This window comes from Pandoraea terrae (assembly GCF_902459695.1).
Classification (GTDB): domain Bacteria; phylum Pseudomonadota; class Gammaproteobacteria; order Burkholderiales; family Burkholderiaceae; genus Pandoraea; species Pandoraea terrae.
In genome coordinates this window covers 201,936-226,707 of sequence record NZ_CABPRZ010000004.1, presented here as the reverse complement: position 1 = coordinate 226,707, position 24,772 = coordinate 201,936, and the positions used below count along the sequence as shown (strand labels likewise).

Annotated in this window: 22 protein-coding genes and 1 pseudogene; 13 read left to right on the top strand and 10 right to left on the bottom strand. The window is 64.6% G+C overall.

Features of this window, described 5'->3' with window-relative positions:
* Positions 1-212: 212 nt before the first annotated feature.
* The 8 genes from PTE30175_RS06530 (at position 213) to PTE30175_RS06495 (ending at position 9,647) form a co-directional block, all read left to right on the top strand.
* Positions 213-1,841, top strand: a complete 1,629-nt coding sequence (locus PTE30175_RS06530) for a methyl-accepting chemotaxis protein (RefSeq protein WP_150696247.1) — start codon at positions 213-215, stop codon at positions 1,839-1,841.
* 20 nt (positions 1,842-1,861) lie between these two features.
* Positions 1,862-2,374 (top strand): chemotaxis protein CheW, encoded by a 513-nt coding sequence (locus PTE30175_RS06525; RefSeq protein WP_150696246.1) that lies wholly within the window; start codon positions 1,862-1,864, stop codon positions 2,372-2,374.
* Positions 2,371-3,726 carry a CheR family methyltransferase gene (locus PTE30175_RS06520; RefSeq protein WP_150696245.1) on the top strand — a complete coding sequence of 452 codons (1,356 nt, stop codon included), beginning with the start codon at positions 2,371-2,373 and terminating at the stop codon, positions 3,724-3,726. Before PTE30175_RS06525 ends, PTE30175_RS06520 begins: the two co-directional genes overlap by 4 nt.
* Positions 3,723-4,415, top strand: coding sequence for a chemotaxis protein CheW (locus tag PTE30175_RS06515; RefSeq protein WP_150696244.1), 693 nt, complete (start codon positions 3,723-3,725; stop codon positions 4,413-4,415). Before PTE30175_RS06520 ends, PTE30175_RS06515 begins: the two co-directional genes overlap by 4 nt.
* Positions 4,412-6,754, top strand: coding sequence for a hybrid sensor histidine kinase/response regulator (locus PTE30175_RS06510; RefSeq protein ID WP_150696243.1), 2,343 nt, complete (start codon positions 4,412-4,414; stop codon positions 6,752-6,754). Before PTE30175_RS06515 ends, PTE30175_RS06510 begins: the two co-directional genes overlap by 4 nt.
* Positions 6,754-7,761, top strand: a complete 1,008-nt coding sequence (gene cheB / locus PTE30175_RS06505; RefSeq protein WP_150696358.1) for a chemotaxis response regulator protein-glutamate methylesterase — start codon at positions 6,754-6,756, stop codon at positions 7,759-7,761. Before PTE30175_RS06510 ends, cheB begins: the two co-directional genes overlap by 1 nt.
* Before the next feature lie 14 nt (positions 7,762-7,775).
* Positions 7,776-8,813 (top strand): response regulator, encoded by a 1,038-nt coding sequence (locus PTE30175_RS06500; RefSeq protein ID WP_224788625.1) that lies wholly within the window; start codon positions 7,776-7,778, stop codon positions 8,811-8,813.
* Between the two features lie 96 nt (positions 8,814-8,909).
* A complete protein-coding gene (locus PTE30175_RS06495; protein ID WP_150696242.1) occupies positions 8,910-9,647 on the top strand; it encodes a glutathione S-transferase in 738 nt (245 codons plus the stop codon).
* 25 nt (positions 9,648-9,672) lie between these two features.
* Here the strand turns inward: PTE30175_RS06495 and PTE30175_RS06490 are convergent, their stop codons facing one another.
* The gene (locus tag PTE30175_RS06490) at positions 9,673-10,257 is read right to left on the bottom strand and encodes a GNAT family N-acetyltransferase (protein WP_150696241.1); all 585 of its coding nucleotides are present in this window, start codon (positions 10,255-10,257) and stop codon (positions 9,673-9,675) included.
* Positions 10,258-10,395: 138 nt separating this feature from the next.
* On the opposite strand from PTE30175_RS06490, the gene PTE30175_RS06485 reads away from it, so the two are divergent.
* Positions 10,396-11,295: a LysR family transcriptional regulator gene (locus tag PTE30175_RS06485; RefSeq protein WP_150696240.1), complete on the top strand. Its 900-nt coding sequence runs from the start codon at positions 10,396-10,398 to the stop codon at positions 11,293-11,295.
* Between the two features lie 63 nt (positions 11,296-11,358).
* Here PTE30175_RS06485 and PTE30175_RS06480 read toward each other — a convergent pair whose 3' ends face one another.
* Positions 11,359-12,846 (bottom strand): TAXI family TRAP transporter solute-binding subunit, encoded by a 1,488-nt coding sequence (locus PTE30175_RS06480; RefSeq protein ID WP_150696239.1) that lies wholly within the window; start codon positions 12,844-12,846, stop codon positions 11,359-11,361.
* 92 nt (positions 12,847-12,938) lie between these two features.
* A complete protein-coding gene (locus PTE30175_RS06475) occupies positions 12,939-13,853 on the bottom strand; it encodes a LysR family transcriptional regulator (protein ID WP_224788624.1) in 915 nt (304 codons plus the stop codon).
* A 201-nt stretch (positions 13,854-14,054) separates the two neighbouring features.
* Here PTE30175_RS06475 and PTE30175_RS06470 point away from each other — a divergent pair, with 201 nt between their 5' ends.
* The 3 genes from PTE30175_RS06470 to PTE30175_RS06460 all read left to right on the top strand — a co-directional run bounded on the left by PTE30175_RS06470 (position 14,055) and on the right by PTE30175_RS06460 (position 17,666).
* The gene (locus tag PTE30175_RS06470) at positions 14,055-15,245 is read left to right on the top strand and encodes a M20 aminoacylase family protein (protein ID WP_150696237.1); all 1,191 of its coding nucleotides are present in this window, start codon (positions 14,055-14,057) and stop codon (positions 15,243-15,245) included.
* The gene (locus PTE30175_RS06465; protein ID WP_420819609.1) at positions 15,242-16,555 is read left to right on the top strand and encodes an MFS transporter; all 1,314 of its coding nucleotides are present in this window, start codon (positions 15,242-15,244) and stop codon (positions 16,553-16,555) included. Before PTE30175_RS06470 ends, PTE30175_RS06465 begins: the two co-directional genes overlap by 4 nt.
* 157 nt (positions 16,556-16,712) lie before the next feature.
* Positions 16,713-17,666 carry a hypothetical protein gene (locus tag PTE30175_RS06460; RefSeq protein WP_150696236.1) on the top strand — a complete coding sequence of 318 codons (954 nt, stop codon included), beginning with the start codon at positions 16,713-16,715 and terminating at the stop codon, positions 17,664-17,666.
* A gap of 233 nt (positions 17,667-17,899) precedes the next feature.
* Here the strand turns inward: PTE30175_RS06460 and PTE30175_RS06455 are convergent, their stop codons facing one another.
* The 3 genes and pseudogenes from PTE30175_RS06455 to PTE30175_RS06445 form a co-directional block, all read right to left on the bottom strand.
* Positions 17,900-19,084, bottom strand: a complete 1,185-nt coding sequence (locus tag PTE30175_RS06455) for an acetyl-CoA C-acyltransferase (protein WP_150696235.1) — start codon at positions 19,082-19,084, stop codon at positions 17,900-17,902.
* Positions 19,085-19,306: 222 nt separating this feature from the next.
* A pseudogene (locus tag PTE30175_RS06450) lies at positions 19,307-19,387 on the bottom strand (M81 family metallopeptidase); the annotation flags it as partial.
* Positions 19,388-19,419: 32 nt separating this feature from the next.
* Entirely contained in the window at positions 19,420-19,818 is a 399-nt protein-coding gene (locus PTE30175_RS06445) for a hypothetical protein (protein WP_150696234.1), read from the bottom strand.
* 368 nt (positions 19,819-20,186) lie between these two features.
* On the opposite strand from PTE30175_RS06445, the gene PTE30175_RS06440 reads away from it, so the two are divergent.
* Entirely contained in the window at positions 20,187-20,729 is a 543-nt protein-coding gene (locus tag PTE30175_RS06440; protein ID WP_150696233.1) for an MOSC domain-containing protein, read from the top strand.
* An 81-nt stretch (positions 20,730-20,810) separates the two neighbouring features.
* Here the strand turns inward: PTE30175_RS06440 and PTE30175_RS06435 are convergent, their stop codons facing one another.
* The 4 genes from PTE30175_RS06435 to PTE30175_RS06420 all read right to left on the bottom strand — a co-directional run bounded on the left by PTE30175_RS06435 (position 20,811) and on the right by PTE30175_RS06420 (position 24,337).
* Entirely contained in the window at positions 20,811-21,092 is a 282-nt protein-coding gene (locus tag PTE30175_RS06435; RefSeq protein ID WP_150696232.1) for a hypothetical protein, read from the bottom strand.
* Between the two features lie 570 nt (positions 21,093-21,662).
* Positions 21,663-23,363 carry an N-acyl-D-amino-acid deacylase family protein gene (locus PTE30175_RS06430; RefSeq protein WP_150696231.1) on the bottom strand — a complete coding sequence of 567 codons (1,701 nt, stop codon included), beginning with the start codon at positions 23,361-23,363 and terminating at the stop codon, positions 21,663-21,665.
* Positions 23,364-23,686: 323 nt separating this feature from the next.
* The gene (locus PTE30175_RS06425; RefSeq protein WP_224788623.1) at positions 23,687-23,866 is read right to left on the bottom strand and encodes an MbcA/ParS/Xre antitoxin family protein; all 180 of its coding nucleotides are present in this window, start codon (positions 23,864-23,866) and stop codon (positions 23,687-23,689) included.
* 189 nt (positions 23,867-24,055) lie between these two features.
* Positions 24,056-24,337, bottom strand: a complete 282-nt coding sequence (locus tag PTE30175_RS06420) for a hypothetical protein (RefSeq protein ID WP_150696229.1) — start codon at positions 24,335-24,337, stop codon at positions 24,056-24,058.
* Between the last annotated feature and the right edge of the window lie 435 nt (positions 24,338-24,772).

The following is a 24,772-nucleotide window of genomic DNA, read 5'->3' as shown; positions in this document are numbered from 1 at the left end:
CCTTGCGCCGCCGTTCCCTGTCCGCCCGTTCGCCCGCTTCGTTCTCCTTCGTGCTGCGCCCGCGCTGTAATAGAATCGCCATAACCTTCGAAAACGAAGGATGGCTGCCGACGGCGGCCATGCGCCGATAGCGCACAACATTAACGCAACAAAAGCGAGCCGAAGCGCGTGGGCCAACACAACGACGCGCCGGCGGGCCCAGGGAGCTCAGCGTGAAACACTGGTCGATTCGACACCGTATACTGGCCAGCTTTGGCCTGATCCTCGCACTGATGGCGCTCATGGCCGCCGTCGCGCTCACGCGGCTTGGTGCCATCGAGCGCGAAGCCAACAGCGTCGAAACCGATTCCACGCCGGGCCTCTACTACAGCACCATGTTGCGCGGCGCGTGGATCGAGAGCTATCAATTGATGCAGCAGCTTGTGGCGATCGATGACAGCGACGCTGCGCGCGCGGCCGACCGCGGCGCGGTGCAAGCCACGGATGCCAAGATCGACGGCTGGGTCAAGGACTACGAAACAACCATCAACAAGGAAATCGACCGCCAGCAGTTCGGCGAAGTGCGTAGCGTGCGTGCGCAGTATGGCCGGATCAACGCCGAAGTCCTGAGGCTCGTTGCGAACAACCAACTGCCTGCCGCCCGCGCGATGCTGACGCAGCAGTTGTACCCCGAATGGGATCGGGGCCGTACGTTGATCCAGCGCACGATCGACACCAACAAGCATTTCGCCGACGAATCCACGCGCAACATCACCGAGGCCGTCAACGCCGCCAAGGCGGCGCTGTTCATCGCTTTCGTCGTCGCGCTCGTGTCGGCCGTGCTGGCCGGCTTGCTGCTGTTCCGCGCCATCAACGCACCCTTGTCGCGGTTGATGTCCATTCTCGAAACCATGCGCGCCGGCGATCTTACGCATCGGCTCAATCTGGGCCGCCGCGACGAATTCGGCGCGCTCGAAGCGGGTTTCAACCGAATGACGGACGAGTTGACCGGGCTCGTCGGGCAGGCACAGAAGTCCGCGCTGCAGGTCACGACTTCCGTGACGGAAATCGCCGCGACCTCGCGGCAGCAGCAGGCAACGGCATCGGAGACGGCAGCCACCACCACGGAAATCGGCGCGACCTCGCGCGAGATCTTTGCGACGTCGCGCGATCTCGCGCGCACCATGGGCGAAGTCGCCAATGTCGCAGAACACGCGGCCACGCTCGCGGGCACCGGTCATGTCGGCCTGTCGCGCATGGAGGAAACCATGCAACACGTGATGGACGCCGCAGGGTCCGTCAACGGCAAGCTGGGGATCCTCAACGAGAAGGCGGGCAATATCAATCAGGTCGTCACGACGATCACCAAGGTTGCCGATCAGACCAACCTGCTGTCGCTCAATGCCGCCATCGAAGCCGAAAAGGCCGGCGAGTATGGGCGCGGGTTCGCGGTCGTCGCCACTGAAATCCGCCGGCTGGCCGATCAGACCGCAGTCGCGACGCATGACATCGAGCTGATGATCAAGGAGATCCAGTCGGCCGTGTCGGCAGGCGTGATGGGTATGGACAAATTCGCAGAAGAAGTGCGGCGCGGCATGGTCGAGATGCAGCAGGTCGGCTTGCAGCTGTCGCAGATCATCGAACAGGTGCAGACACTGCCGCCGCGCTTCCAGGTGGTGAACGAAGGCATGCAGGCGCAGGCGACGGGCGCCGAGCAGATTAACCAGGCGCTCGTGCAGTTGTCCGAAGCCGCGCAGCAGACAGTCGAGTCGCTGCAGCAATCGAGCCAGGCGATCGATGAACTCAATCTCGTCGCCAACGGCTTGAAGAGCGGCGTGTCGCGCTTCAAGGTGCAGGCCTGAGCGGCCGCCCCGTCACCGCCATGCTCTTCCTGCGCTTTGAAATCGGTGCCGACCGCTACGCGCTGCCCGTCACGCACGTGACGGAAGTCCTGCCGCAGGTCAAGCTCAAACGCCTGCCCGCCGCGCCCGATTGGGTGGCCGGCGCGTTCAGTTATCGCGGTGTGCCCGTGCCGGTCATCGATCTTGCACATCTGGCCACCGGAACACCGGCGCGGCCGCGCTTGTCCACACGCCTTGTGCTGGTGCCCTATCCGGCGCCGGGGCCGAACGCCCGATGCCTGGGCGTGATCGTGGAGCGCGCGACCGACACGCTCCGTGCCGACCCGAGCGCGTTTCGCGATTGCGGCATCGATACGCCCAATGCGGCCTGGCTCGGCCCGGTGTTCGACGACCCGCGCGGGCTGGTCCAGTGGATTCGCGTCGATCAGCTGCTGAACGACGAGGCCCGCGCCGTACTGTTCGATGCCGCTGCGCAGTCTTTGGGCGACAACGCCGAATTGTCCGAGCATGACGGCACCGGAGCCGCGCCATGAGTTCGGTCGAGCGCATCGAGGCGCTGCTGCAGTCGACCATGGGGCTCGATGCCGAAACGATCGGCGGCGGGGCCGTCGAACGCGCCGTTCGGACGCGGCTCGCGCAGCGCGGGCATGCCGATCTCGACGCCTACTGGCTGGCGTTGCAGCAGTCGCCTGACGAACTCCAGGCGCTGATCGAAGCGGTCGTCGTGCCGGAGACGTGGTTTTTCCGGCATCGGGACGCATTCACCACGTTGGGCCGCCTCGCTCACGCGGCCGTGGCCGAACTCGAGGGCTGCCGCCCGTTGCGTCTGCTGAGTCTGCCGTGCTCGACCGGCGAAGAGCCGTATTCGATCGCGATGGCGCTGTTCGATGCGGGGTTGAGCGCCGCGCAATTTGAGGTCGACGCCGTGGACATCAGTGTGCGCTCGCTGGAGGTGGCGCAAAATGCCGTGTTCGGGCGCAATTCGTTCCGGGGCATGCGCGACACGCTGTCGTATCGCGAACGCTACTTCTCGCCAGCGGATGACGGTCACCATCTCACCCCGGCAGTGCGTGCGCGCGTGCGCTTCTCACAGGGCAATCTGTTCGACGACGCGCTTGCCGCCCGTCTCGGGACGTACGACTTCGTGTTCTGCCGCAACGTACTGATCTATTTCGATCGCGCCACGCAGATTCGTGCCATCGCGACGCTCGAGCGCCTGCTCAAGATGGGCGCAACGCTGTTCGCCGGTCCGGCCGAAGGCGGTGCGCTGACGAGTGCAGGCCTCGTTTCGGCGGGCTATGCGCAGGCATTCGCGTTTCGCGTCGCCGCGCCGGTGCGCCTGGCCGATGTGCCGGTGAGTCCGCTGATGGCCGGCCGCGCGGTCCGTACGGCGCATGTGCCGCCGCCGCCGCTGCCGTTACCCGCCGGCAAGCCGGCCGTGCCGCGCCTGCCATCTGTTGCCCTGAGCGCGCCGGATTCGCAGTTCCCGCCGCCCAATGCGGTGTCGCGCATGCGTATCGGCGTCTCGACGCAGTCCCCGGACCGTCTCGCCGAAGCTGCGCGACTGGCGGATGGCGGCCAACTCGAACGTGCCGCCGCGCTGTGCCGCACCGTGCTCTCGGAAGACGGCGCGAATGCGCAAGCCGAATACTTGCTCGGCCTGGTGCGCGACGCCGCTGACGACGCCGCCGGCGCGCAAACGCACTACCGGCGCGCACTGTACCTCGATCCACAACATTACGAAGCGCTCGTGCACAGCGCGGCGCTGCTGCGCGCGCAGGGCGATCCGGCGGGGGCGGAGCGGATGCTCGCGCGGGCCGAACGCGCCGGACGGACCTCGGCGCCGGCCACGCATGATGCCCGCCGTGGCGGAGGTGTGAGGTGAGCGATACGTTGCGCAATGATGTTTCGACGCAAGCCGGCGACACTCGCGACGACACCCGCGGCAATGGCCATGCGCGCGTCTCCGAGGGCAACCGTGCATCGCGCGACCCCGCCGACTTGCTCGACCGTTTGCCGCTCGAATACGCCGACCCCGCGCCATGGCGAGACCCGGTCGCGCCGATCGCCGCCGAGCGCGCGCCTTCGCTGCTGGTGTTTCGCATCGGCATGGAATGGCTGGCGCTGCCTGCGGCTGCCATTGCCGAAGTCGCGGAAATGCGTCGCTGGCACACGTTGCCGCGCAAGCAGCAGCGGCATTTGCTCGGGCTCGTCAATCTGCGTGGGGCGCTGATGCCGTGCGTGGCGCTCGGCGAGCTGCTTGGCGTGACGCAGGCGCCGGCCGAATCTTCAGGCAATGTGAACGGCGCGCCAGGCGCGGCAGGTGCGGGCCATGCCCGCGAAGGTCACGCGCGCTTGCTGACGTTGCGTTACGGAGGCCATATCACCGCATTCCCCGTCTCGGAGATTTTCGGCACGATCGCGCCCGCGGCACAGGAATTCCTGGCCGCGCCGGCGACAACGCCCGGGGCAGCGGCCGGCTTTGCGAGCACCGTGGTGCGGTGGCGCGACCACGTCGTCGGCGTGCTCGATCCCGCGCGCGTCAGCGCCGCCTTTGACCGGAGCCTGGCATGAGCGACGATCTGCACAACGCGTCGCTGCTCGATTTGTTCCGGATGGAGACGGAGACGCAGACACAGGTGCTTGGCGACGGGCTGCTCGCACTCGAACGGCAACCGGGGGACGCGGCGCAACTCGAGGCCTGCATGCGCGCGGCGCATTCGCTCAAGGGCGCGGCCCGCATTGTCGGCGTCGATGCCGGCGTGGCGCTGGCGCACGCGATGGAGGACGTTTTCGTAGCCGCCCAGCAGAACCGGTTGCGCCTGTCCACGCACGATATCGATCATCTGTTGCACGGCGTGGATCTGCTGATGCGCGTGGCGCAACCGCCGGGCGGCGACGCCGGCTGGGCAGCCGGCGCGGGACAGACGGAACTCGATGGATGCCTCGCGGCATTGCAGCGAAGCCTGGCGGGCGGGCAGGCGCTGGCTGCGCCGTCGCCCCGCCTCGATATGCCGGAGCCGCCACCCTCGCTGACGATGGCGGCGGCCACCACGATGCCAATGGCTGCGGCCGTGTCCTTCGCGTCTCTCGAAGCGGCTGAATCGGCGCGCGAGATCGCATCGAACGCCGAAGCGCCGGTGGTTCACGCAGACACAACCGATGCGGGCAACCGCTCGTTGCGTGTGTCGGCCGACAGTCTCAACCAACTGCTGCGCCTGTCGAGCGAAGCGCTGGTGGCGTCGCGCTGGTCGAAGCCATTCGCGCAGACAATGCAACGTCTGAAGCGTCAGCAACACGAAGCCGGTGCGCTGATGGACCTGTTGCAGACGTCGCTTGTGTCGGGGGCGACCGACGCGCGCACGCATGCGGCGATGGCCGATCTGCGCCGCGTGTTCGCCGACAGCAGGCGCATCGTGGCCGAGCAGATTCACGAGCTTGAGCAGTTCGACCGCCGCTCGACCCAGTTGTCGCAACGGCTTTACGATGAAGCGCTGGCGTGCCGCATGCGGCCGATTGCAGACCGTCTCGCGAGTTTTCCGCGAATGGTGCGCGATCTCGGCCGCGAACTCGGCAAACCGGCGCGGCTTGAGATTGTGGGTGCCGACACGGAGGTCGATCGCGACATCCTCGAGAAACTGGAGGCGCCGCTCGGTCATCTGCTGCGCAATGCCGTCGACCACGGACTGGAGCCGCCCGAAGCGCGCCGCGCCGCAGGCAAGCCGGCCGAAGGCGTCATCACGCTCAGCGCCCGCCATAGTGCGGGTGTGCTGGTCGTGAGCGTGAGGGACGACGGCGCAGGCATCGACCTCGACAGACTGCGCGCCACGATCGTCGCGCGCGGGCTGGGCAATGGTGAAACCGCCGCGCAGCTGGGCGAGGCGGAACTGCTCGAATTCCTGTTGCTGCCGGGCTTCACGCTGCGCGATACCGTGACAGACGTTTCGGGTCGTGGCGTCGGCCTCGACGCCGTGCACGCCATGGTGCGCGACGTTCGCGGCACGATCCGCATCACGCATACCCCGGGCGCCGGCACGCGCTTTCAGTTGCAATTACCGCTGACGTTGTCCGTCATCCGCAGCCTGCTCGTCGACATCGGCGGCGAATCGTACGCCTTGCCGCTCGCGACCCTGTCGCGCACGCTTGCGCTTACGCCCGATCAGATCGAAACCCTCGAGGGGCACCCGCATTTCATGCTCGACGGCCGGCCGGTCGGGCTCGTCGCGGCGCAGCAGATTCTGTACGGCACGGCACCGCCGGCGCCGGAGGGGCCACAGCCGGTTGTGGTGATCGGCGAGCGCGATGCCCGCTTCGGCCTGGCCGTCGACCGGTTTCTCGGCGAGCGCATGCTCGTGGTGCAACCGCTCGATCCGCGTCTGGGCAAAGTGAAGGATATTGCCGCGGGCAGCCTGATGGAAGACGGCTCGCCGGTGCTGATCATCGACACCGCCGACATGCTGCGCTCGATCGCCAAGGCCGTGGAGGCAGGCACGCTGGCGCGCCTGCCATCGCGCGCCGCGCCGTCGGCCAAGCGCAGCGCGAAGCGCGTGCTGGTGGTCGACGATTCCTTGACGGTGCGCGAACTCGAACGCAAACTGCTCGGCAGCCGCGGCTACGACGTGACCGTCGCCGTCGACGGCATGGACGGCTGGAATGCGGTGCGAAGCGAGACGTTCGATCTCGTCATCACCGACGTTGACATGCCGCGCATGGACGGGATCGAGCTGGTGAGCCTGGTCAAGCGCGACGCACGGCTGGCCGGCATTCCGGTCATGATCGTTTCTTACAAGGATCGCGCGGAAGACCGTCAGCGCGGGCTCGATGCGGGCGCCGACTACTATCTCGCGAAAAGCAGCTTCCACGACGATGCCCTGTTGCGGGCGGTCGTGGACCTCATCGGGGAAGGGGCGTGATGAAGATCGGCATCGTCAACGATTCTGCCATGGCAGTGGAGGCGCTCCGGCGCGCCGTCGGCCTGCGGCCCGGCTTCGAGGTGGCTTGGGTGGCGCACGACGGCGCACAGGCCGTCGATTGGTGCGCAGCGCATTTGCCTGATCTCGTCCTGATGGACCTGATCATGCCGGTGATGGACGGCGTGGCTGCGACGCGCGAGATCATGCGGCGTGCGCCGTGCCCGATCCTGATCGTGACGAGCGACGTCGGCCATCATGCGAGCCTCGTATTCGACGCGATGGGCGCGGGCGCGCTGGATGCCGTCGACACGCCCGTATTCTCGGGCCACGATGCGTCGAAGCATGCATCCGCGCTGTTGGCCAAGATCGACGCCGTCGCGGGGCAACTGCGATACTCCCGCCCGGTGCCGACCCCTGCGCTGTCGCGTCCGGTCACGAGCACGACGGCGCTTGTCGCCATCGGCGCGTCGGCGGGCGGACCCGCGGCGTTGGCGGCCTTGCTGGGCCAGATGCCGGCCGATTTTGGCGCGGCGATCGTGGTGGTGCAGCATGTCGACGAAGCCTTCGCACAAGGCATGGCGACATGGCTCGACGGCCAGACGCCGCTGAGCGTGCGACTCGCGCGGCAGGACGATCGGCCGGTGGCGGGCGAAGTCCTGCTTGCGGGCGGCAATCTGCATTTGCGCATCGACGCGGCGGCGCGCTGCGGTTATTCGATCGAGCCGGCGGACTATGTGTACCGGCCGTCGATCGATGTGTTTTTTGAAAGCGTGGCCAGCGCCTGGGCGGGCCGCGCCGCCGGTGTGCTGCTGACGGGCATGGGCCGCGACGGCGCGGCGGGCCTGAAGGCCATGCGTGCGCGCGGTTTTGCCACGATTGCGCAGGATCGCGCCACGAGCGCGGTGTACGGAATGCCCAAGGCGGCCGCCGAAAGCGGTGCTGCGTCGGACATATTGCCCCTCGGCGCGATGGCGCCGCATTTGGTCAAGCTGTTCGGCAGCCTATGACGGAATACTGAAAAATGAACAAAACTTCCCTTCCCCACGCGTTGCGAACGAACGCCAGCCCCATCGACTACGCGGTGATGGTGCTGCTGGTCGACGATCAGGCGATGGTGGGTGAAGCCATTCGCCGCGCGCTGTCCGGCGAAGAGAACATCGACTTTCATTACTGCTCGAACCCCGATGAGGCGCTCAAGGTGGCGGAGCAGACACGCCCGACGGTGATCCTTCAGGATCTCGTGATGCCGGGCATTGATGGCCTGAGTCTTGTGCGGCAGTATCGTGCGAGTCCGGTGACGAAAGACATCCCGATCATCGTGCTTTCGACGAAGGAAGATCCGGCTGTCAAGAGCGAGGCCTTCTCGGCGGGCGCGAACGACTACCTGGTGAAGTTGCCCGACACGATTGAACTGGTCGCGCGCATTCGTTACCACTCGCGCTCGTATTTGAACCTGCTGCAGCGTGACGAAGCCTACCGTGCGCTGCGGGAGAGTCAGCAGCAGTTGCTGGAAACCAATCTCGAACTGCAGCGCCTCACGCATTCGGATGGCCTGACGGGCCTGGCGAATCGCCGGTATTTCGACGAATACTTCGGGGCGGAGTGGCGGCGCGCATTGCGTGAGCAGCGCGAGTTGGCATTGCTTATGATCGACGTCGACAACTTCAAGGCCTACAACGATACGTACGGCCACATTGCCGGCGACGACGTGTTGCGGCGCGTGGCGCAGACACTGGCGGCGGGGGCGGTACGCCCGGCCGATCTGGCGGCGCGATTCGGCGGCGAGGAATTCGTGCTGGTATTGCCGGGGACCACGGTTGACGGCGCGGCGGTGATGGCGGAAAAGGTACGCGGACAGATCGATGTCCTGAATATTCCGCACACCGGTTCGGCCAACGGTCAACATGTCACGATCAGCGTTGGCGGTGCGACGGTGGTGCCGCGCACGAATCTGGTGTCGACGTCGCTGATCGAAGCGGCCGATTTCGCGCTGTACCGCGCCAAGCAGAATGGCAAGAACCGTGTGGAAATGCAGGTGGGCACAGCCAGGGTTGGTTGAGCGGCAGGCCACGAAACATACGCGCCCACGGGGACGGGGAGGGCCGGGCACATGACGCGTCCGGCGTGAACAGCGTCGCAATGTCGGGAGCGGTACATGGCTTACGAATTGTTCTACTGGCCCGGATTGCAGGGGCGCGGCGAGTTTGTGCGGCTGGCGTTCGAGGCGACGAAAACCCCTTACGTCGATATCGTGCGTGAAGCCGGACCAGGCCGCGGCATGGGCGAAATGATGTCGATGCTGCGCGACGACTCACTCGTCGAAGCCCCGTTCGCACCGCCTTTTCTGCGCGTGGGCGATCAGATCATCGGACAGACCGCGAACATTCTGCAGTATCTCGGGCCGCGCCTGGGATTGGCTGGCAAGGATGAGCGCACGCAGATCTTCACGCACGGCTTGCAATTGACGATCGCCGATCTCGTGACGGAAGTGCACGACAGCCACCATCCGATCGCGAGCCGCCTTTACTACAGCGCTCAGCGCAATGAAGCGCGCAAGCGCAGCGCCGATCTGATCGATTACCGTGTTCCGAAGTTCTTCGGCTATTTCGAACGGGTGCTGACGAACAATCCGTCGCACAAAGGGTGGCTGGTGGGAGACGCGTTGACGTATGCGGATCTGTCGCTGTTTCAGGTGATCGCCGGCTTGCACTTCGCGTTTCCGCGCGCGATGACGGGGTTCGCGAACGCATATCCGCGCTGTGCGACGGTGCACGACGCCGTTGCCGCGTTGCCGGCGATCGCCGCGTATTTGCAGTCGCCCCGGCGCGTGCCGTTCAACAACACGGGCATCTTCCGGCACTACAAGGCATTGGATCGGGCATCGCCGTTTTAACCATTTGTGCGATGGGCATATGACCTCATGCCTGCGGCAGCGAGCTTTCCCCGCCGTTCAATCTCCGTTGCATCAGCACCGTGTCGAGCCATCGTCCGAACTTGAAGCCTACGGCGTAGAGGGTGCCCATGCGCTGGAACCCGCACGCTGCGTGCAATCCGAGCGACGCCGCATTGGCGCTGTCGCCCACATTCGCGATCATTTGCCGCCACGGCCCCGCTTCGCAGTGCCCAATCACGGCTTCGAGTAACGCGCGTCCGGCGCCCTGTCCGATGGCAGCCGGGTCGATGTAGACGGAATCCTCGACGGTGAATCGATATGCTGACCGTGGCCGGTACGGCGTGGCGTACGCGTAGCCGAGTACGCGGCCGTCGCGTTCAGCCACCAGATACGGCAGCTTCGCCGCAAGTATCTTGTCGCGCCGCGCACGCATTTCCGTGATGTCCGGCGCAATCTCTTCGAACGATGCGGTGCCGTGCAGCACATGGTGCGCGTAAATCGCCACGATGGCCGGCAGATCGTCGTCGCGCGAGGCGCGCACGACCGGCGCCACACCTTGGCGAGGCGACGCATGCGGAGGGTAACGCAGTGGGCGGGAAAGGTCGTTCATCGCAACGTCATCGAAACGGATGGAATTCATCGGCGCGCGACACGTGTTTCGCACGGCGCGCATGTCCATGAGTGTGCACGCTCCCGTGGTATAAACAAAGCTTGTCATGCTTATGCAAGTCATAAGGAAAACTTTGTCATGCGCGGCCTGAACTTCGACTGGCTTCATGCCTTTGCGCAGGTGATCGAACTCGGTACGTTCTCGGCCGCGGCGGAGCGGCTGGGTGTCACGCAGCCGGCGATCAGCCTGCAAATCCGGCAATTGGAATCCCGTCTCGGGGTGCGCCTGGTCGAGCGTGTCGGGCGTCGGGCCACACCGACAGCGGCGGGCGAGGCGCTGCTCGAACATGCGCGCCGCATTGACGCGGCCGTGGCCGCGCTCGATGTCGACATGGCGCAATATTCGACCGGCATGGTCGGCCGTGTGCGCCTCGGTACCGGCGCGACGGCATGCATTTATCTGTTGCCGCCGATCCTGCGGGCATTGCGGCAGCGCTTCGAGCGGCTCGACGTGACCGTGCGGACCGGCAACACGCGCGATATCGTCAAGGCCATCGAAGACAATGCGATCGACGTCGGCCTCGTGACGTTGCCTGTCTCGCACCGCGCGCTCGATGTCACGCCGTTATGGCACGACGAACTCGTTGCCATCGCACCGAAGGAAGGCCCTGCGCTCCCCCAGCGTGTCACTGCCGGCACGCTGGCCACGCGCCCGCTGGTGTTGTACGAGGCCGGTGGCCATACGCGCGATCTGGTCGACGACTGGTTCGCCAGGCAAGGCATGACGCTCGCGCCCGTGATGTCGCTGGGCAGCGTCGAGGCGATCAAGGAGCTGGTGGCGGCAGGGCTCGGCACCGCCGTTCTGCCGGCCATGGCGGTGACGTCGGATTCGGCGCGCAAGGGGCTGGATGTCCGGCCGCTTCAGCCGCGCCTGTCGCGTACGCTCGGGCTAGTCATGCGGCGCGACAAGCCATTGCATGCCGGTTTGCGCGCCGTGATCGACGCCCTGAAGGAAGCGGCGGGGCGGAAATCGCACTGAACCCGCACTGAACCCGCCCTAAACCGGCGTTGACCCGCACCGAACGCCTGCGGGGCCTCCCTTTTACGTGGCGGATGCGTCGCGCGCCGTCGGCGTGCTGTGCGATCCCGGGCCGCCCGATGCGGCGGTCTCGTCCGGGGAATCGGTCTTCGCATTGCTGTTCGCGATGCCGCGGGCGGCTTCGGCCTGCTCCGCTTCCGCTTGCGCGTGAGCGGCGTTGAGGCGTTGACGCACGAAGCCGATATGCTCGCGCAGCACGTAGAACTGGTCGGCATAGGCGAGCGGAATCTTGAGCCGGTTGACCGCCAATTCTGTCGCATCGAGCCGCCTCGTGAGTTCCGGGTAGGCCGTGTGGGCATCGTCCGCCATCGCTTCGCGTTCGAGCCCGATGAGCGTCCCGTACCAACGATATAGCCGCGACTTCACACGCCACGCGTACAGCGACGGCACCAGCCGGAAGGCCGGGATCAGCACGACGATGATCGGCACAAGCAGCACCAGTACACGGTCGGCAAGACTCGCGAGCCAGAACGGCAGATGCCGGTACAGGAAGCCCTTGCCCGACGCATAGTATCGCTTGGCATCGTCGCTCAGCGGGAATTCATGTGCTTGCGACGAGGGAAACTCGCCCGCACGCTGCAGGACGCCGGCGCGGCCATGCACTTCCTTTGCCGCTTCGATCAGCAGATCGGACAGCGCCGGATGCAGACTGTCGCGCGCCACGAGTTCGACAGTCGGGCTGATGACATGTACCGCATGCGGCGGCAGATTCTTGCCGAGATCGAACACACCCGCGGGCAGCGTCAGTTGATTGAGGTATGTGAAGCGCCGCGTGTAGGCATCGGCTTGCGAGAAGTCCATCAGGTGGATGCCGGGCGTGCGCATCAGCTTGCCCATCGTCGGGCCGGTGGCCGTGTCGCCGGTAAGCATGGCCGCGTCGACGCGGCCCTCGGTAAGCGCTTGGGCGGCGTCTTGGCCGTCGTAAGCGGTCAGTGTTGTCCGGCCGTTCGGCTCGATGCCATTCATTTTCAGCAACGCCAGGGAGAGCGCCCGCGCGCCGCTGCCTTCGCGGCCGATGGCGATGCGCTTGCCGGTGAGGTCGGACAGTTTCGAAATGGTCTTGCCACGGTAGAACACCGTGATCGGCGCGAAGAACACGCTGCCGAGCGACTGCAGGCCATCGACGTCGATGCCGGTGGAGACACCGCCTTGCACGAGGCCGAGATCGACGTTCTGCTTCCGATCGGCCAGCCGCTCGATGTTCTGCCGCGAACCTTCCGACGGCAGGACTTCGAGCGTGATGTCATTGCGCGCGAGGATGGCGCGGTATTTCTGCGCGGCGTTCCAGAACGAACTGCCCTCGGGGCCGGCGGTGATCGTAATGTGGCGCGGCGGCGCGGGCTGCACGAGCCAGACGGCCAGCCAGACGGCGGCAAGCGAAAGCAGCACGACGGGGCCGAACGAGACGGCGAGATCGCGCCAGGAAATCGCCACGAAGCGGGCGCGCAGGCGGTGGTGGGCAGGGGGCGTTCGACGCGGATCTGACGTCATCGGGTCTCGAAAAAGTCAATCGGTCTGACCGATGATACCGCAGTGACTCATCAACGACGCCCGGAACGCGGATTGTTGATGTCGAGCCGGTATTATCGTTGCGCCAGACTCTGCGCCATCTGTTTCCAGAGATGGTCGGCCGCGGGCGACAAGCGGCGGCCAACGCGCGTCATCAATTGGCTGGAGAAGCCGGTGGCGATGGGATGGTCGAGCGGCACGGCGACCAGTTGGCCGAGATCAGTCCAGCGCCGCGCAGTCGCCGCCGACATGAACGCCACGCCCAGCGACGCGGCCGCCAGCGCCTGCGCGGTCGCGAACAGATCCACCCGGTAGGTCGGGATGACGGTGAGCCGCTCAGCATCGAGAATCGACTGGACAAAATGCTGCACCCCGAACGGCTCCGTCATGAAAATGAGCCGTTCGCCGGAGAGTTCGCGCACCTTCACCTTGTCCATCGACGCAAACCGGTGCGCCGGACTCACCACTGCGCACAGCGGCTTCGGCGCGAAGGGATGCACGCGCATGGCGGGATCGTTCTCCGAGCGCGCGCACAGGCCCATGTCGACGACATCGTCGCGCACCATGGCGACCACCACAGGCGTCGGGCCCGAACGAATCTCGACAAGGATGTCGGGATACGTCATCGAAAAGCGTTGCAGGGCCTGCGTGATGAGATTGCCGATGAACCCTTCACCGACGCCAATCGCCACCCGTCCGCGCTTCAGGTGCCGATATTCCTCGAGGTGGGCGGCGAGGTCGCGCTGGCGGCGCTGGCCGTCCCGGAAGTAGTCGATTAGCACCTGCCCGATCTCCGTGACGACGACGTTGCGTCCTTGCCGCTCAATGAGCGGAAACCTCAGCCGCCGCTCCAGTGCGGCGACCTGACGACTCACCACCGACGGATTCACGCCCAATGCCTCGGCGGCAAGCCGAACCCCGCCCGTGGCGGCGATTTCCGCCAGGTATTTGAGAGGGCGCTCGCCAATTTCATCCAACAACGCGTCCATCGCCATCTCCCTCGCGGTCTGCTCCCACGTGCAAGCGCATCGCGCGAGCTCGGCCGCGCCGGATGTCTCACGACATGGGAATGTTGCTTTGAAGGCAACATTTTGACGTGGTTTACGTCATGGGTCCAACTTTTCGTCGGTGCAATACTCCGCCCATGCTGCAAAAGTCAGCACGATCAAACCAGAAGAGGAAGCCCCCGGATGAGCGAGACCCGCTATTGCGAGGTGCAGGATCTGCACGATGCCAGGCACGAATTGGCCGAGATTCGTCACCATATTCACCAGCACCCCGAGCTGTCATACGAAGAAGTCGACACGGCGCGTTTCGTGGCAGACAAACTTGAAGCATGGGGCTTTGACGTCACGCGCGATGTTGGCGGCCATGGCGTCGTCGCATCGCTCAAGTGCGGCGCCAGCCGCCGCACGGTCGGCGTGCGCGCAGACATGGACGCGTTGCCGATTCGCGAGCAAACCGGCTTGCACTACGCCAGCGTGCACGACGGCAAGATGCATGCCTGCGGCCACGATGGCCACACCGCGGTGTTGCTCGGCGCGGCGCAACAGTTGGCAAAGACACGCAATTTCGACGGTACCGTCCACCTGATCTTCCAACCCGCGGAAGAAGCGGGCTCGAACAGCGGCGCCGAGCAGATGATCGCCGACGGCCTGTTCGAGCGTTTCCCGTGCGACGCGATTTTCGGGCTGCACAACCATCCCGGACTGGCCACGGGCACGTTCGGCTTTCGCGCCGGTCCGCTGATGGCGGCGTGCGACACGGTCAAGGTGCGCATCACCGGCCGTGGCGGCCATGCGGCACGCCCGCATCTGGCGGTCGACCCGGTGGTGATCGCCAGCAGCCTCGTGATGGCATTGCAAACGGTCGTCGCGCGCAACGTCGATCCGACGGAGGCTGCGGTCGTGACGGTCGGTTCCCTGCACGCCGGCCATGCGCCGAACGTGATCCCGGAATTCTCGACGATGGAAATGAGCGTGCGTTCGTTCTCCGCCGACGTGCGCGCCACGCTGGAGCAACGCATCCGCGCGCTGATCACGACGCACGTAGAGGGTTACGGCGGTACTGCCGAGATCGAGTACATCCGCGGCTATCCCGTGCTGGTCAACAGCGAGGCCGAGACCGAGTTCGCGCGCCAGATCGCCGAGGAACTGGTGGGAGCGGACCACATCATTGCGCCATTTCCGCCGATCGCCGGCAGCGAGGACTTCGCTTACTACCTGCAGCAACGCCCGGGCTGCTTCATCCGCCTGGGCAACGGCGAAGGCCGGCCGATGCTGCATAACGCGAAGTACGACTTCAACGACGACAACCTGACGATCGGCGCGGCCTTCTGGACGCGTCTGGTCGAAAAATTCCTGGCGAAGGACCGTGCATGACCACTGCAACCCAAACCCTCGATCGCGCGGCGGGCGTTGCGTCGGTCTCCGAGATGCCGGCGGCCGCGCAACGCAAGATCGTCTTCGCGGCGGTGATCGGCAATCTGCTCGAATTCTTCGATTTCACGGTCTACAGCTATTTCGCGCTGACGATCGGCCGTCAATTCTTCCCGGCTGACGACCCCATCACCTCATCGCTGTTGGCGTTCGCCGTGTTCGCCGTGGGTTTCATCATGCGGCCGCTGGGCGGCATCGTGCTGGGCCGCTATGCAGACCGTGCGGGCCGCAAACCGGCGCTCACGCTCACGATCGGCCTGATGGCGATCGGTTCGGCGGCGATCGGCCTCGCGCCGACGTACGCGCAAATCGGCCTGGCCGCACCGGTGTTGATCGTGGCGGCGCGCCTTTTGCAGGGCTTCGCGCAAGGCGGCGAGTTTGGCGCGGCCACGGCCACGCTGTTGGAGACGGGGGGGCAGAAGGGGCGCGGCTTCCGCGCCAGTTGGCAGTTGGCAAGCCAGGGCGCTGCGGCGTTGATGGGCTCGGGCCTCGCGGCGAGCCTCGGCTTCCTGCTGTCGGACGAGACCATGCACAGCTGGGGCTGGCGCATTCCGTTCCTGCTCGGCACGCTGATCGCGCCGGTCGGGATCTATCTGCGCCGCCACATCCAGGAAGAGCCACCGAAGGCGAAAGCCGTCGCGGCGAAAGACGATCCGAAGCGCGGCCTGTATGTGCGTAACTGGTTCCTCGTGATCTTCTCGATCATGGGCATGTCGGTGTCGACGTACGTGATGATGTATTACATGCCGACGTACTGCATTCAATATCTCGGTTTGCCGCCGAAGATGTCGATGCTGGCCGGCGTGGCGGCAAGCACGATTTCGCTGGTGATGTGTCCGATCTATGGCGCGTGGTCGGACAAGATGGGCCGCCGCAAGCCGTTGACGATCATCGGCCGTGTGTTGCTGATCGTGCTGCTGTACCCGGCGTTCTGGATCATGACGCACTACCCGTCGCTGCCGGCCGTGCTGACGGCGCTGATCGTGCTGATGTTCTGCTACACGATGGGTTCGGCGCCGGCGTACGCGCTGATGCCGGAAAGTTTTCCGAAACATCTGCGTGCCGGCTACATGTCAAGCGCGTACGCGATCGCCGTGTCGGCGTTTGGCGGTACCGCGCAACTGGTCGCCGGCTGGCTGATCCGCGTGACGGGCAACAAGATGGCGCCCGCATGGTACATGATCGTTTGCGTGCTGATCTCGCTCATCGCCGTGTCGATGTTCGAGGAAACGGGGAACAAGACGCTCGACTGAGTCGCGAGTTGCCGTGACGCCGCAAGTGTTTTCCCAAGCGTCTCTGCGCGGCGACAACTCTCAGGTGTTTTACGGAAGCACCGCTGTCTCCCCTGCGAAAGACTCCTTTCGTCGCGCGTCGAATGGTTCGGCGCGGACGATTTCAGGAGACGACGCAATGCCGGCAATCAACATGACAGCGGTGACTTCAGTGGCGCCATCGTTCTTGCAGGGTGCAGGCGGTGGCGCAATACCCTCGTTTGCGGCCGAGTTGAATCGGGTGGATTCGCGCGTGGCCCAGCTCGGTGCAGGCGCGTGGGTGCCCGCATTCTTCGATCGGCACGGCGATTGTGAGCCGCCTTATCCGCTTTCGCAAGAATCCCGACGGGCGCTTGAGCACACCTCCGCCAAGTCCCGAATCGAACGACTTGCGATCAGCGAACTCGCTGGCGAGGTCGCCTCGCAGGGCACTTGCGACGGCCAATGGCCCATGTCGAACACGGAGCTGCGCAGTGTGCTCGAGAAGCGCGTCCAGTGCCATCCCGATGCCAGGGCGAAAGCCGATAAAAACGCGGAGAACGCGTCCGACAAGCGGGTTCCCTTTTCCGTGAATGGCTTCCTGAAGCGGAACCTGCCGTCGGTGCTGGTGGAAAAACCGGGCTTCGAGCTGGGCACGATGAACAGTCTGCACTATAACCTCGGCTATATCACCGCGGCTTGGGAGGGCGGCAAAGGACGTCCTGTAACGGTGGCGGCTTATCTCGGAAAGGGGGCGGCGCTGCTCGACCGCATTCAGGAAATGACGCCGGCCAGGCAGCGAACGTACTTCCACTATCTCAGGCTGGTGCCGATGCTGCATGCCTTGGCCAACGGCGTTTCGGGGGTGGCCGAATGGCGCGAGCCGGCAAATCAGGAAAATTTTCAGCATCCGGCGATGGGGATTGCGATCGACGCGATGTTGAAGGACCACGCCGCTTACAAGGCGGGGCGCCCCACGCAAAGCGAGCGGTGCGATGATGCGCGGCACGAAAGCGGGGGCAATGGGACATTGTCGTCGTTCCGCGATTTCCTGAACGCGTTCCGGATGTTGGGTGTATACGACTTCGCCCGGCAGGCGCCGGACTTCCGCTAACCGTGCCGGCGGGCGGCTGCGGGCCTGGATCGCGCTGCCGCCGTCCGCCGCCACGCGGTGTCGTCGCGGCGGCTCCCGTTTGTATAGGGTGCCTATCGGATGACATCCCCGTCCAAATCTTCGAAGTCATAATCCGGTGTGGCATCGCTTTTGTCGGGCGTTGCCGTCGCAAGCCGCTGACGATGGTCGGTTGTGTGGCACTCATCGTCCTGCAGTGGCTTCAAGAGGCTTCGTTACGCCCGTTCGAAAATGGCGGCAATGCCCTGCCCGCCGCCGATGCACGTTGTCACAATGGCATAGCGTGTTGCGGTACGTTGCAACTCGTGCACGGCCTTGGTCACCATGATCGCGCCGGTCGCCCCGACCGGATGGCCCAGTGCGATGGCCCCGCCGTTCGGATTGACGCGCGAGGCGTCGAGCGACATCTCCTTCAGAAATGCGCCGACGACCGAAGCGAAGGCTTCGTTCAGTTCGATCACGTCCATGCGGCCGATGCGAAGGTCGGCGCGCCTGAGCACTTCTCGCGAGGCCATCACCGGCCCGATGCCCATCTCCTCCGGCAGTACCCCGACACGCGCGTGTGCAACAAGACGTGCCATCGGGCGCAAGCCCCGTGCCTGTGCGTAGGCCGCCGTCGTCAGCAACACGGCGGACGCCCCGTCGTTGATGCCGGACGCATTGGCGGCGGTGATGGTGCCGCCTTCTCGGCGAAACACTGGCCTGAGGGTGGTGAAATCGTCGGCAGACGGCGCGGATCGCACGCGTTCGTCTCGCTTGAAGATGGCGGGCTTGCGCGCCGAGCCGACGTCGATCGGGACGATCTGCGCGTCGAAGTAACCGGCCTCGATGGCAAGGGCGGCGCGTCGATGCGATGCGAGCGCGATGCCGTCCTGCTGCGCGCGGTCGATGTCGAAGCGAGTCGCGATGCGCTCGCCCAGTTCCCCCATGTGGACGCCGGTCATCGGATCCGTGAGGCCGCCCATGAGGGTGTCGGTGGCGACGACATCGCCGGGACGCGAACCGAAGCGATGCGCGGGCAGCAGGTAGGGCGCAAGACTCATCGTCTCGGCGCCGCCGCCGATTGCCACCTCGGCTTCCCCTGAAGCGATGAACTGTGCGGCGAGCAACACCGCTTCGAGTCCGGAGCCGCACAGACGGTTGACGGTCAGTGCGCCCGCGCGTGGCGCAATGCCGCCACCGAGTGCGGCGCGCCGGGCGAGGTACATATCGCTGGCCGTGGTTTGATGCACGTTGCCGACGACGACCTGATCGACAGCGTCGCCCGAGAGCCCGGTGCGTTCGAGCAACGCTTTGACGACGGTGCTGCCGAGATCGGCGGGAGGCTTCTCCCGCAACGTTCCGCCGAATTCGCCGATGGCCGTGCGAACGGCGTCGACAATGACGATGTTGGTGTGCATGGCGAAGCCCTCCGAACGATCGGAAACGTCTGGCCGACAGACCGGGAGCGCTGCATGCACCGGCATCGGCACAGGTAGCCGGAGTCCCAAGCTTAGGTCGTCACCTCGCGCATGTCACCTGACAAAGTTGACAGGTGGCGAACCGGTACGGCTCGCCACCCCTTCATCACGCACCGAACGTCACGCCCGATCCAGTGGATGCACCGGACGATTCACGCGCGAGTCGTCGCTGTTCTCGGCGACCATCGCACCGTGCAGATCCAGCAGGATCGCATCGACGCCGCTTGCTGCCGCCACGTTACGTCGTCGTGGTGGCTCCCGTTTGTATGAGTTGCCTATCGGATGACATCCGCGTCCAAATCATCGAAGTCATAATCCGGTGTGGCATCGATTTCGTCGGGCGTGGCCATCGTAAGCATTGCTGCGTCGCGCCGCACGCGTCCGGCCAAGGATTCCGTGACTGTCTGAATCGGTGCGGCGGGAAGACCGGACGCATTCACATTCATCGAGCGCATGAAATGGTCCATGGTGTCTTGTCCGCCAGCGATGTCGGTCGGGCGAGGGGCATGGCTCGGCGGGACAATGCCGGCAAATGCGCCTGAAAAGCCGATGCCGGACGATGCCAGCAAGCCGAGTGTCATCCATGTGCGCCAACCCGGCGCGGTGCGGGTCGTCGTTTCACGCGCCGGCGTCGCGTTGTGCACGCTGCTTAGATCGCCGGTCAGGTTGCTCATCCAGTGGCATGCCGTCCGTATTCCATCGCACAAACGGGGCGCCATGGACGTAACAGCATCTGAGATTCCGAAGTTCATGTGGTCAAGAGCTCCAATAGGCTTCAATCCGACCGATTCGGTTCGAAGCGGCTGTGGATTGTCGGAGCAACTGGCCTTCGACGTTATCGGAAAACACCCCTAACATTTCGGTGCGCGAATTAACGGACAGGATTTGATGTGTTCGCCCATTGATGCCTCGTGAAGATGCGCGATCGCGCTCAGTCGCGGCGCGCGACGTCCGCCAAGACGGCGAAATCCAACACGGTTGCAAAGTCTGCGAAAATCGAGGCTAAATCGTCGGCTCACGCTTGTTCGAAATCGAGAACATCATGATTGCCACCGTCACGACCGTCAGCCTGAACGCCGAGCACACTTTCAGCAAACCGTTGCAACCGTCGATCCGGCTGCTGGCCGGATTGGGCGTCGAAGGCGACGCGCATCTTGGCGTCACGGTGCAGCATTTGTCGCGGATCAAGAAGGACCCGACCATGCCGAATCTTCGGCAAGTGCATCTGATTCATGGCGAACTGTTCGATGAGCTTGCCGGGAAGGGCTTTACGGTGGCGCCGGGCGATCTGGGCGAGAACGTGACCACGCGCGGCATCGATTTGCTGGCATTGCCGGAAGGGACGCGGTTGACGCTCGGCGGCGACGCGGTTATCGAGATCACCGGTTTGCGCAATCCGTGTGTGCAGATTGACCGCTTCGCGAAGGGCCTGATGCACGCAGTGCTCGATCACACACCGGATGGCTCGCTGATTCGCAAGGCGGGAGTGATGGCGATTGTGGTGACAGGCGGGGAAGTGAAGCCTGGCGATGCGATTGAAGTGACGTTACCTCAGGCACCGCATCGCGCGCTGGCGCCGGTTTGATGGGCGTTTAATGGTCGGGGAGGCCAAAAAGCCCGGATGCCGTCATTACATCCGGTAAAGGGCCACTATGGCTAGTGGATGCTATGCGGCGGCGCGCGTCGGGCGATAGAAAACGTTGTTCCGCTGGTCGAAGATTTGTGCCGAAAGCTCATGCGCATGGCTCGCGAGTTCTTCGAGTTGCTCGAAGAAGGCGTGAACGTATTCATCATCAAGAGAATCGGTTCCTCCCTGGCCACCGGCCATCGCCAACGCGGCGATCTTGCCGGTCACTTTGCGCAGTTCCACTGCGCGCTCATCCTGCTCCCTGTGGCACTGGGCAATGGCTTCGTCGATCGTGGGAATTGGACGTTCAACGTCGGACATGGGTACCTCCTAAACATCAAAGTGGGTTTGCGCCCGCTTCGCGCTGTCTTGGGAGTGACGTGGGGGAGCGTTCCAATGACGAACGGGTGGGCGGGCACCAAGCCGGGGTGAGATACCGTGCAACCAATATCGGAAGAAAAACGGCTGACCCGAAGGTCACCCGGCCTGAGCCCGCCCATAAATCAGCAAATCGGCGCGTTCTGTCCGCGCACGACGGACCGCGCGCAAAGCGCGGCCGTGTGCCCGACATTAGTTGCAAACGGGATCTCACTCCCGTATCGCGATTGGGTCGCGATGGAAAAAGCTTACGCCTTGCAATCACCCCGTACAACCCGATTTGCTGCCAATTCTATCGGTTGGGGCAACTTTCGGAATCGTCCGAGCTAATCATTAGGATTACGCGCTGCTTTTATGAGTTGCGTGCGTGGACTTATCGTCATCTTCGGCGCTACCGTTACCTGGCCGTCGAGCGATGGAGCACTCCCGCACATCGCTGTCGCCGGCCCGTGCTCGCGGCGCCGGGCCCCCCGCATCGTCGCCTGGCGCTACGGAAAGACGCGCTGGGACCGCTCAGCGCCCCATGCGGATCAGCGTGCCGGGGCGTGCGGCCGTCGACTGGCCCTCGCGGCGGATGACGGCGCCGTTGACCAGCGTCGCGCGATAGCCGTCGGCGTCCTGCGTCAAGCGCATCCCGCCTGCGGGAAGGTCGTGGACTATCTTGGGCTTGTGGAGGCGCAGCGCGTCGAATTCGATGATGTTGATGTCGGCCTTCAGCCCCGGCTTGATCGTGCCGCGGTCGGTGATGCCAATCGCGGCGGCGGTGTCGGCGCTGAGCGCCTTGACGAGCTGGGGTAGCGGCATCGTCCCGCGCGTACGGTCGCGGCCCCAATGCGCCAGCACAAAGGAGGGAAAGCTCGCATCGCAGATCAGCCCGTAATGCGCACCGCCATCGCCCAACCCGATCACGCAGGTCGGGTCATCGAGCATCTCGCGGACATGGTCGAGATGGCCATTGGCATAGTTGCCGACGGCGGCGAGCAGCATGGCTTCACCATTGTCCTCGAGCAGCAGGTCATAGGCCACTTCCTCCACGCTGATCCCGCGGCGGCCGGCCTGTGCGGCGACGCTGTCTTGAGGGTCGGGCTCGTAATTGGCGTCGGCGCGCAGCGGGAAGATGCGCTCGAAGTCGCTCGCCATCATGCGCAACGGGTTGCCATCGGCATCATCCTGCTCGGCGAGGATTGCGGCGCGGATCTCGGGCTTGCGCAGCATCGCTATGCGGCTTGCGAAATCCATGGGAAGGCGCTTAAAGGTCGGCCGATCGGTAAAGGGGTTGGCGGTGAGTCGGTGTCCAAGGATGATACCGATCGGGCGCGGGAAGATCTGCGGCCGGATATTCTGGCCATCGGCATTGGCCTCATGCACCCGAGCGAGCGCGATCCGCCAGGCGTCGGAATCGACGCCCTGGGCAAAGGAGAACATCGTCGGGCGGTCGGAATCGCCGACGACGCGGCGAAGCATCGCCAGCTCTTCCTCCCAGCCCAGGCGCGGCACGTCGAGCACGATCTGGAAGACGCGCCGCCTGTCCTCCATCGCCGTGATCAGCGCGCTCAGCTCGCCCTCGCCGCTGTCATAGCTCGGGATGAGTTCGCCGTGCCCGGTGCGGTGGATGAACTGGCGCGAGGTGGCGAAGCCCGCCGCCCCGGCATCCATCGCTTCGCGAATCAGCCGCTGCATCGTTTCTATGTCGCCAGGGGTGGCGGGCTCACGGCGGAGGGCGCGTTCGCCCATCGCATAGACGCGCAGTGCCGAGTGCGGGACATAGGCGAGTATATTGGCGTCGCGTGGCCGCCGTTCGAGCGCGTTGAGATAATCGGGAAAGCTTTCCCACTCCCAGGTGAGGCCGTCGGCCATGACGATGCCGGGGATGTCCTCGACCCCCTGCATCAGGTCGACCAGCTGGTCGCGGTTCTCCGCGCGGCAGGGCGCAAAGCCGACGCCGCAATTGCCGATCACCGTGGTCGTGACACCATGCCCCGAGGACGGGTCGAGCCGGTCGGACCAGATCGCCTGGCCGTCATAATGAGTGTGGAGGTCGATGAAGCCCGGGGTGACGATGCAGCCAGTGGCGTCGATCTCGTCGCCGGCCACGGGAAGATCGAGACCTATGGCGACGATGGTGTCGCCTGATATGGCGACGTCCGCGCGAAAGGGCTCGCTGCCCGTGCCATCGACCACCAAACCGCCCCTGATCACCAGTTCGCCCGCCATGATCCGCTCCATGTTTTCACTATTGGAAGCACCATTCTCGATCGGCGCTGGAGATCGCGCATCAGACAAATGTACTATGCGCGACGAACGCTCCGCGGATGGCTCCAGCGGCCAACTCCCCGCCCCGCCGCGCCGCCGAAGTCCGGTCGGACGCGTGCGACGGCGGACTCGCCGGTGAAGGCCGCTGCGGCGAAGCGTGCGACATCCGCCAAGACAGCAAAATCCGACATGGTTGCAAAGGCAGCGAAAGCCGTGGCTAAATCGTCGGCTCGCGCCTCTTCGAAATCGAATAAATCATGACCGCCTCTGCCAAGCGGTGCTCGTCATGCGTACGCGCCACTCAGCATCTTGCTGAGGACGCTTGAGACGAGCGCTTGTCCGGCAACGGTATCCATAAGTGCGCTCGGGCGTATTCCACCCAGGGCCGGATTCGGTGTCTCAATCCACTGATCAACCCACTGAGCGGCATTGAACTTGTCGGGGTTTCCCGAGTGTTCGATCATGGTTTGCACCTGTCGAATCAAGCCCGATAGTCCGGAAATCCGCTCGGGCTGCTTGGTCGTAAGTGCACGGTTGTTAGCGCCCATTGATTTCAATTGGAGGTTTCGCGTTTGCGGGGGTTAATGGCCGGGGGCCAAAAAGCCCGGATGCCGTCATTACATCCGGTAAAGGGCCACTACTGCTAGTGGATGCTACGCAGCGGCGCGCGGCGGGCGATAGAAAACGTTGTTCCGCTGGTCGAAGATTTGCGCCGAAAGCTCATGCGCATGGGGCGCGAGTTCTTCGAGTTGCTCGAAGAAGGCGTGAACGTATTCATCGTCAAGCGAATCGATTCCACCCTGGCCACCGGCCATCGCCAACGCGGCGATCTTGCCTGTCACTTTGCGCAACTCAACTGCGCGCTCATCTTGCTCCTTGTGGCACTGGGCAATGGCTTCGTCTATCGTGGGAATCGGGCGTTCAACGTCGGACATGAGTATCTCCTGAACAACAAAGTGGGTTTGCGCCCGCTCAGCGCTGTCGCAGGAGTGACGTGGGGGGATGCGTTCCAAAGACGAACGGGTGGGCGGGCACCAAGCCGGGGTGAGATACCGTGCAAAATCTGATGGAAAAAAGACGGCTGACCCGAAGGTCACCCAGCCTGAACCCGCCCGTAGACAATTAAACGTAGTCAGCCTGTGCACAGAGGACCGCGCGCGAAGCGCGGCCGTGTGCCCATCTAATTTTGCAACCGGGATCTCACTCCCGTATCGCGATTGGGTCGCGACAGGAAAAGGTTACGTGCGGCACACGGCATGTGCAAGGCGATTTGCCGCTAATTCTATCGTTTGGCGCAACTTTCGGAATCGTCCGACCGAATCATTAGGATTACGCGCTGGTTTTGAAAACTCCGGCCCGGGGGGGGATTT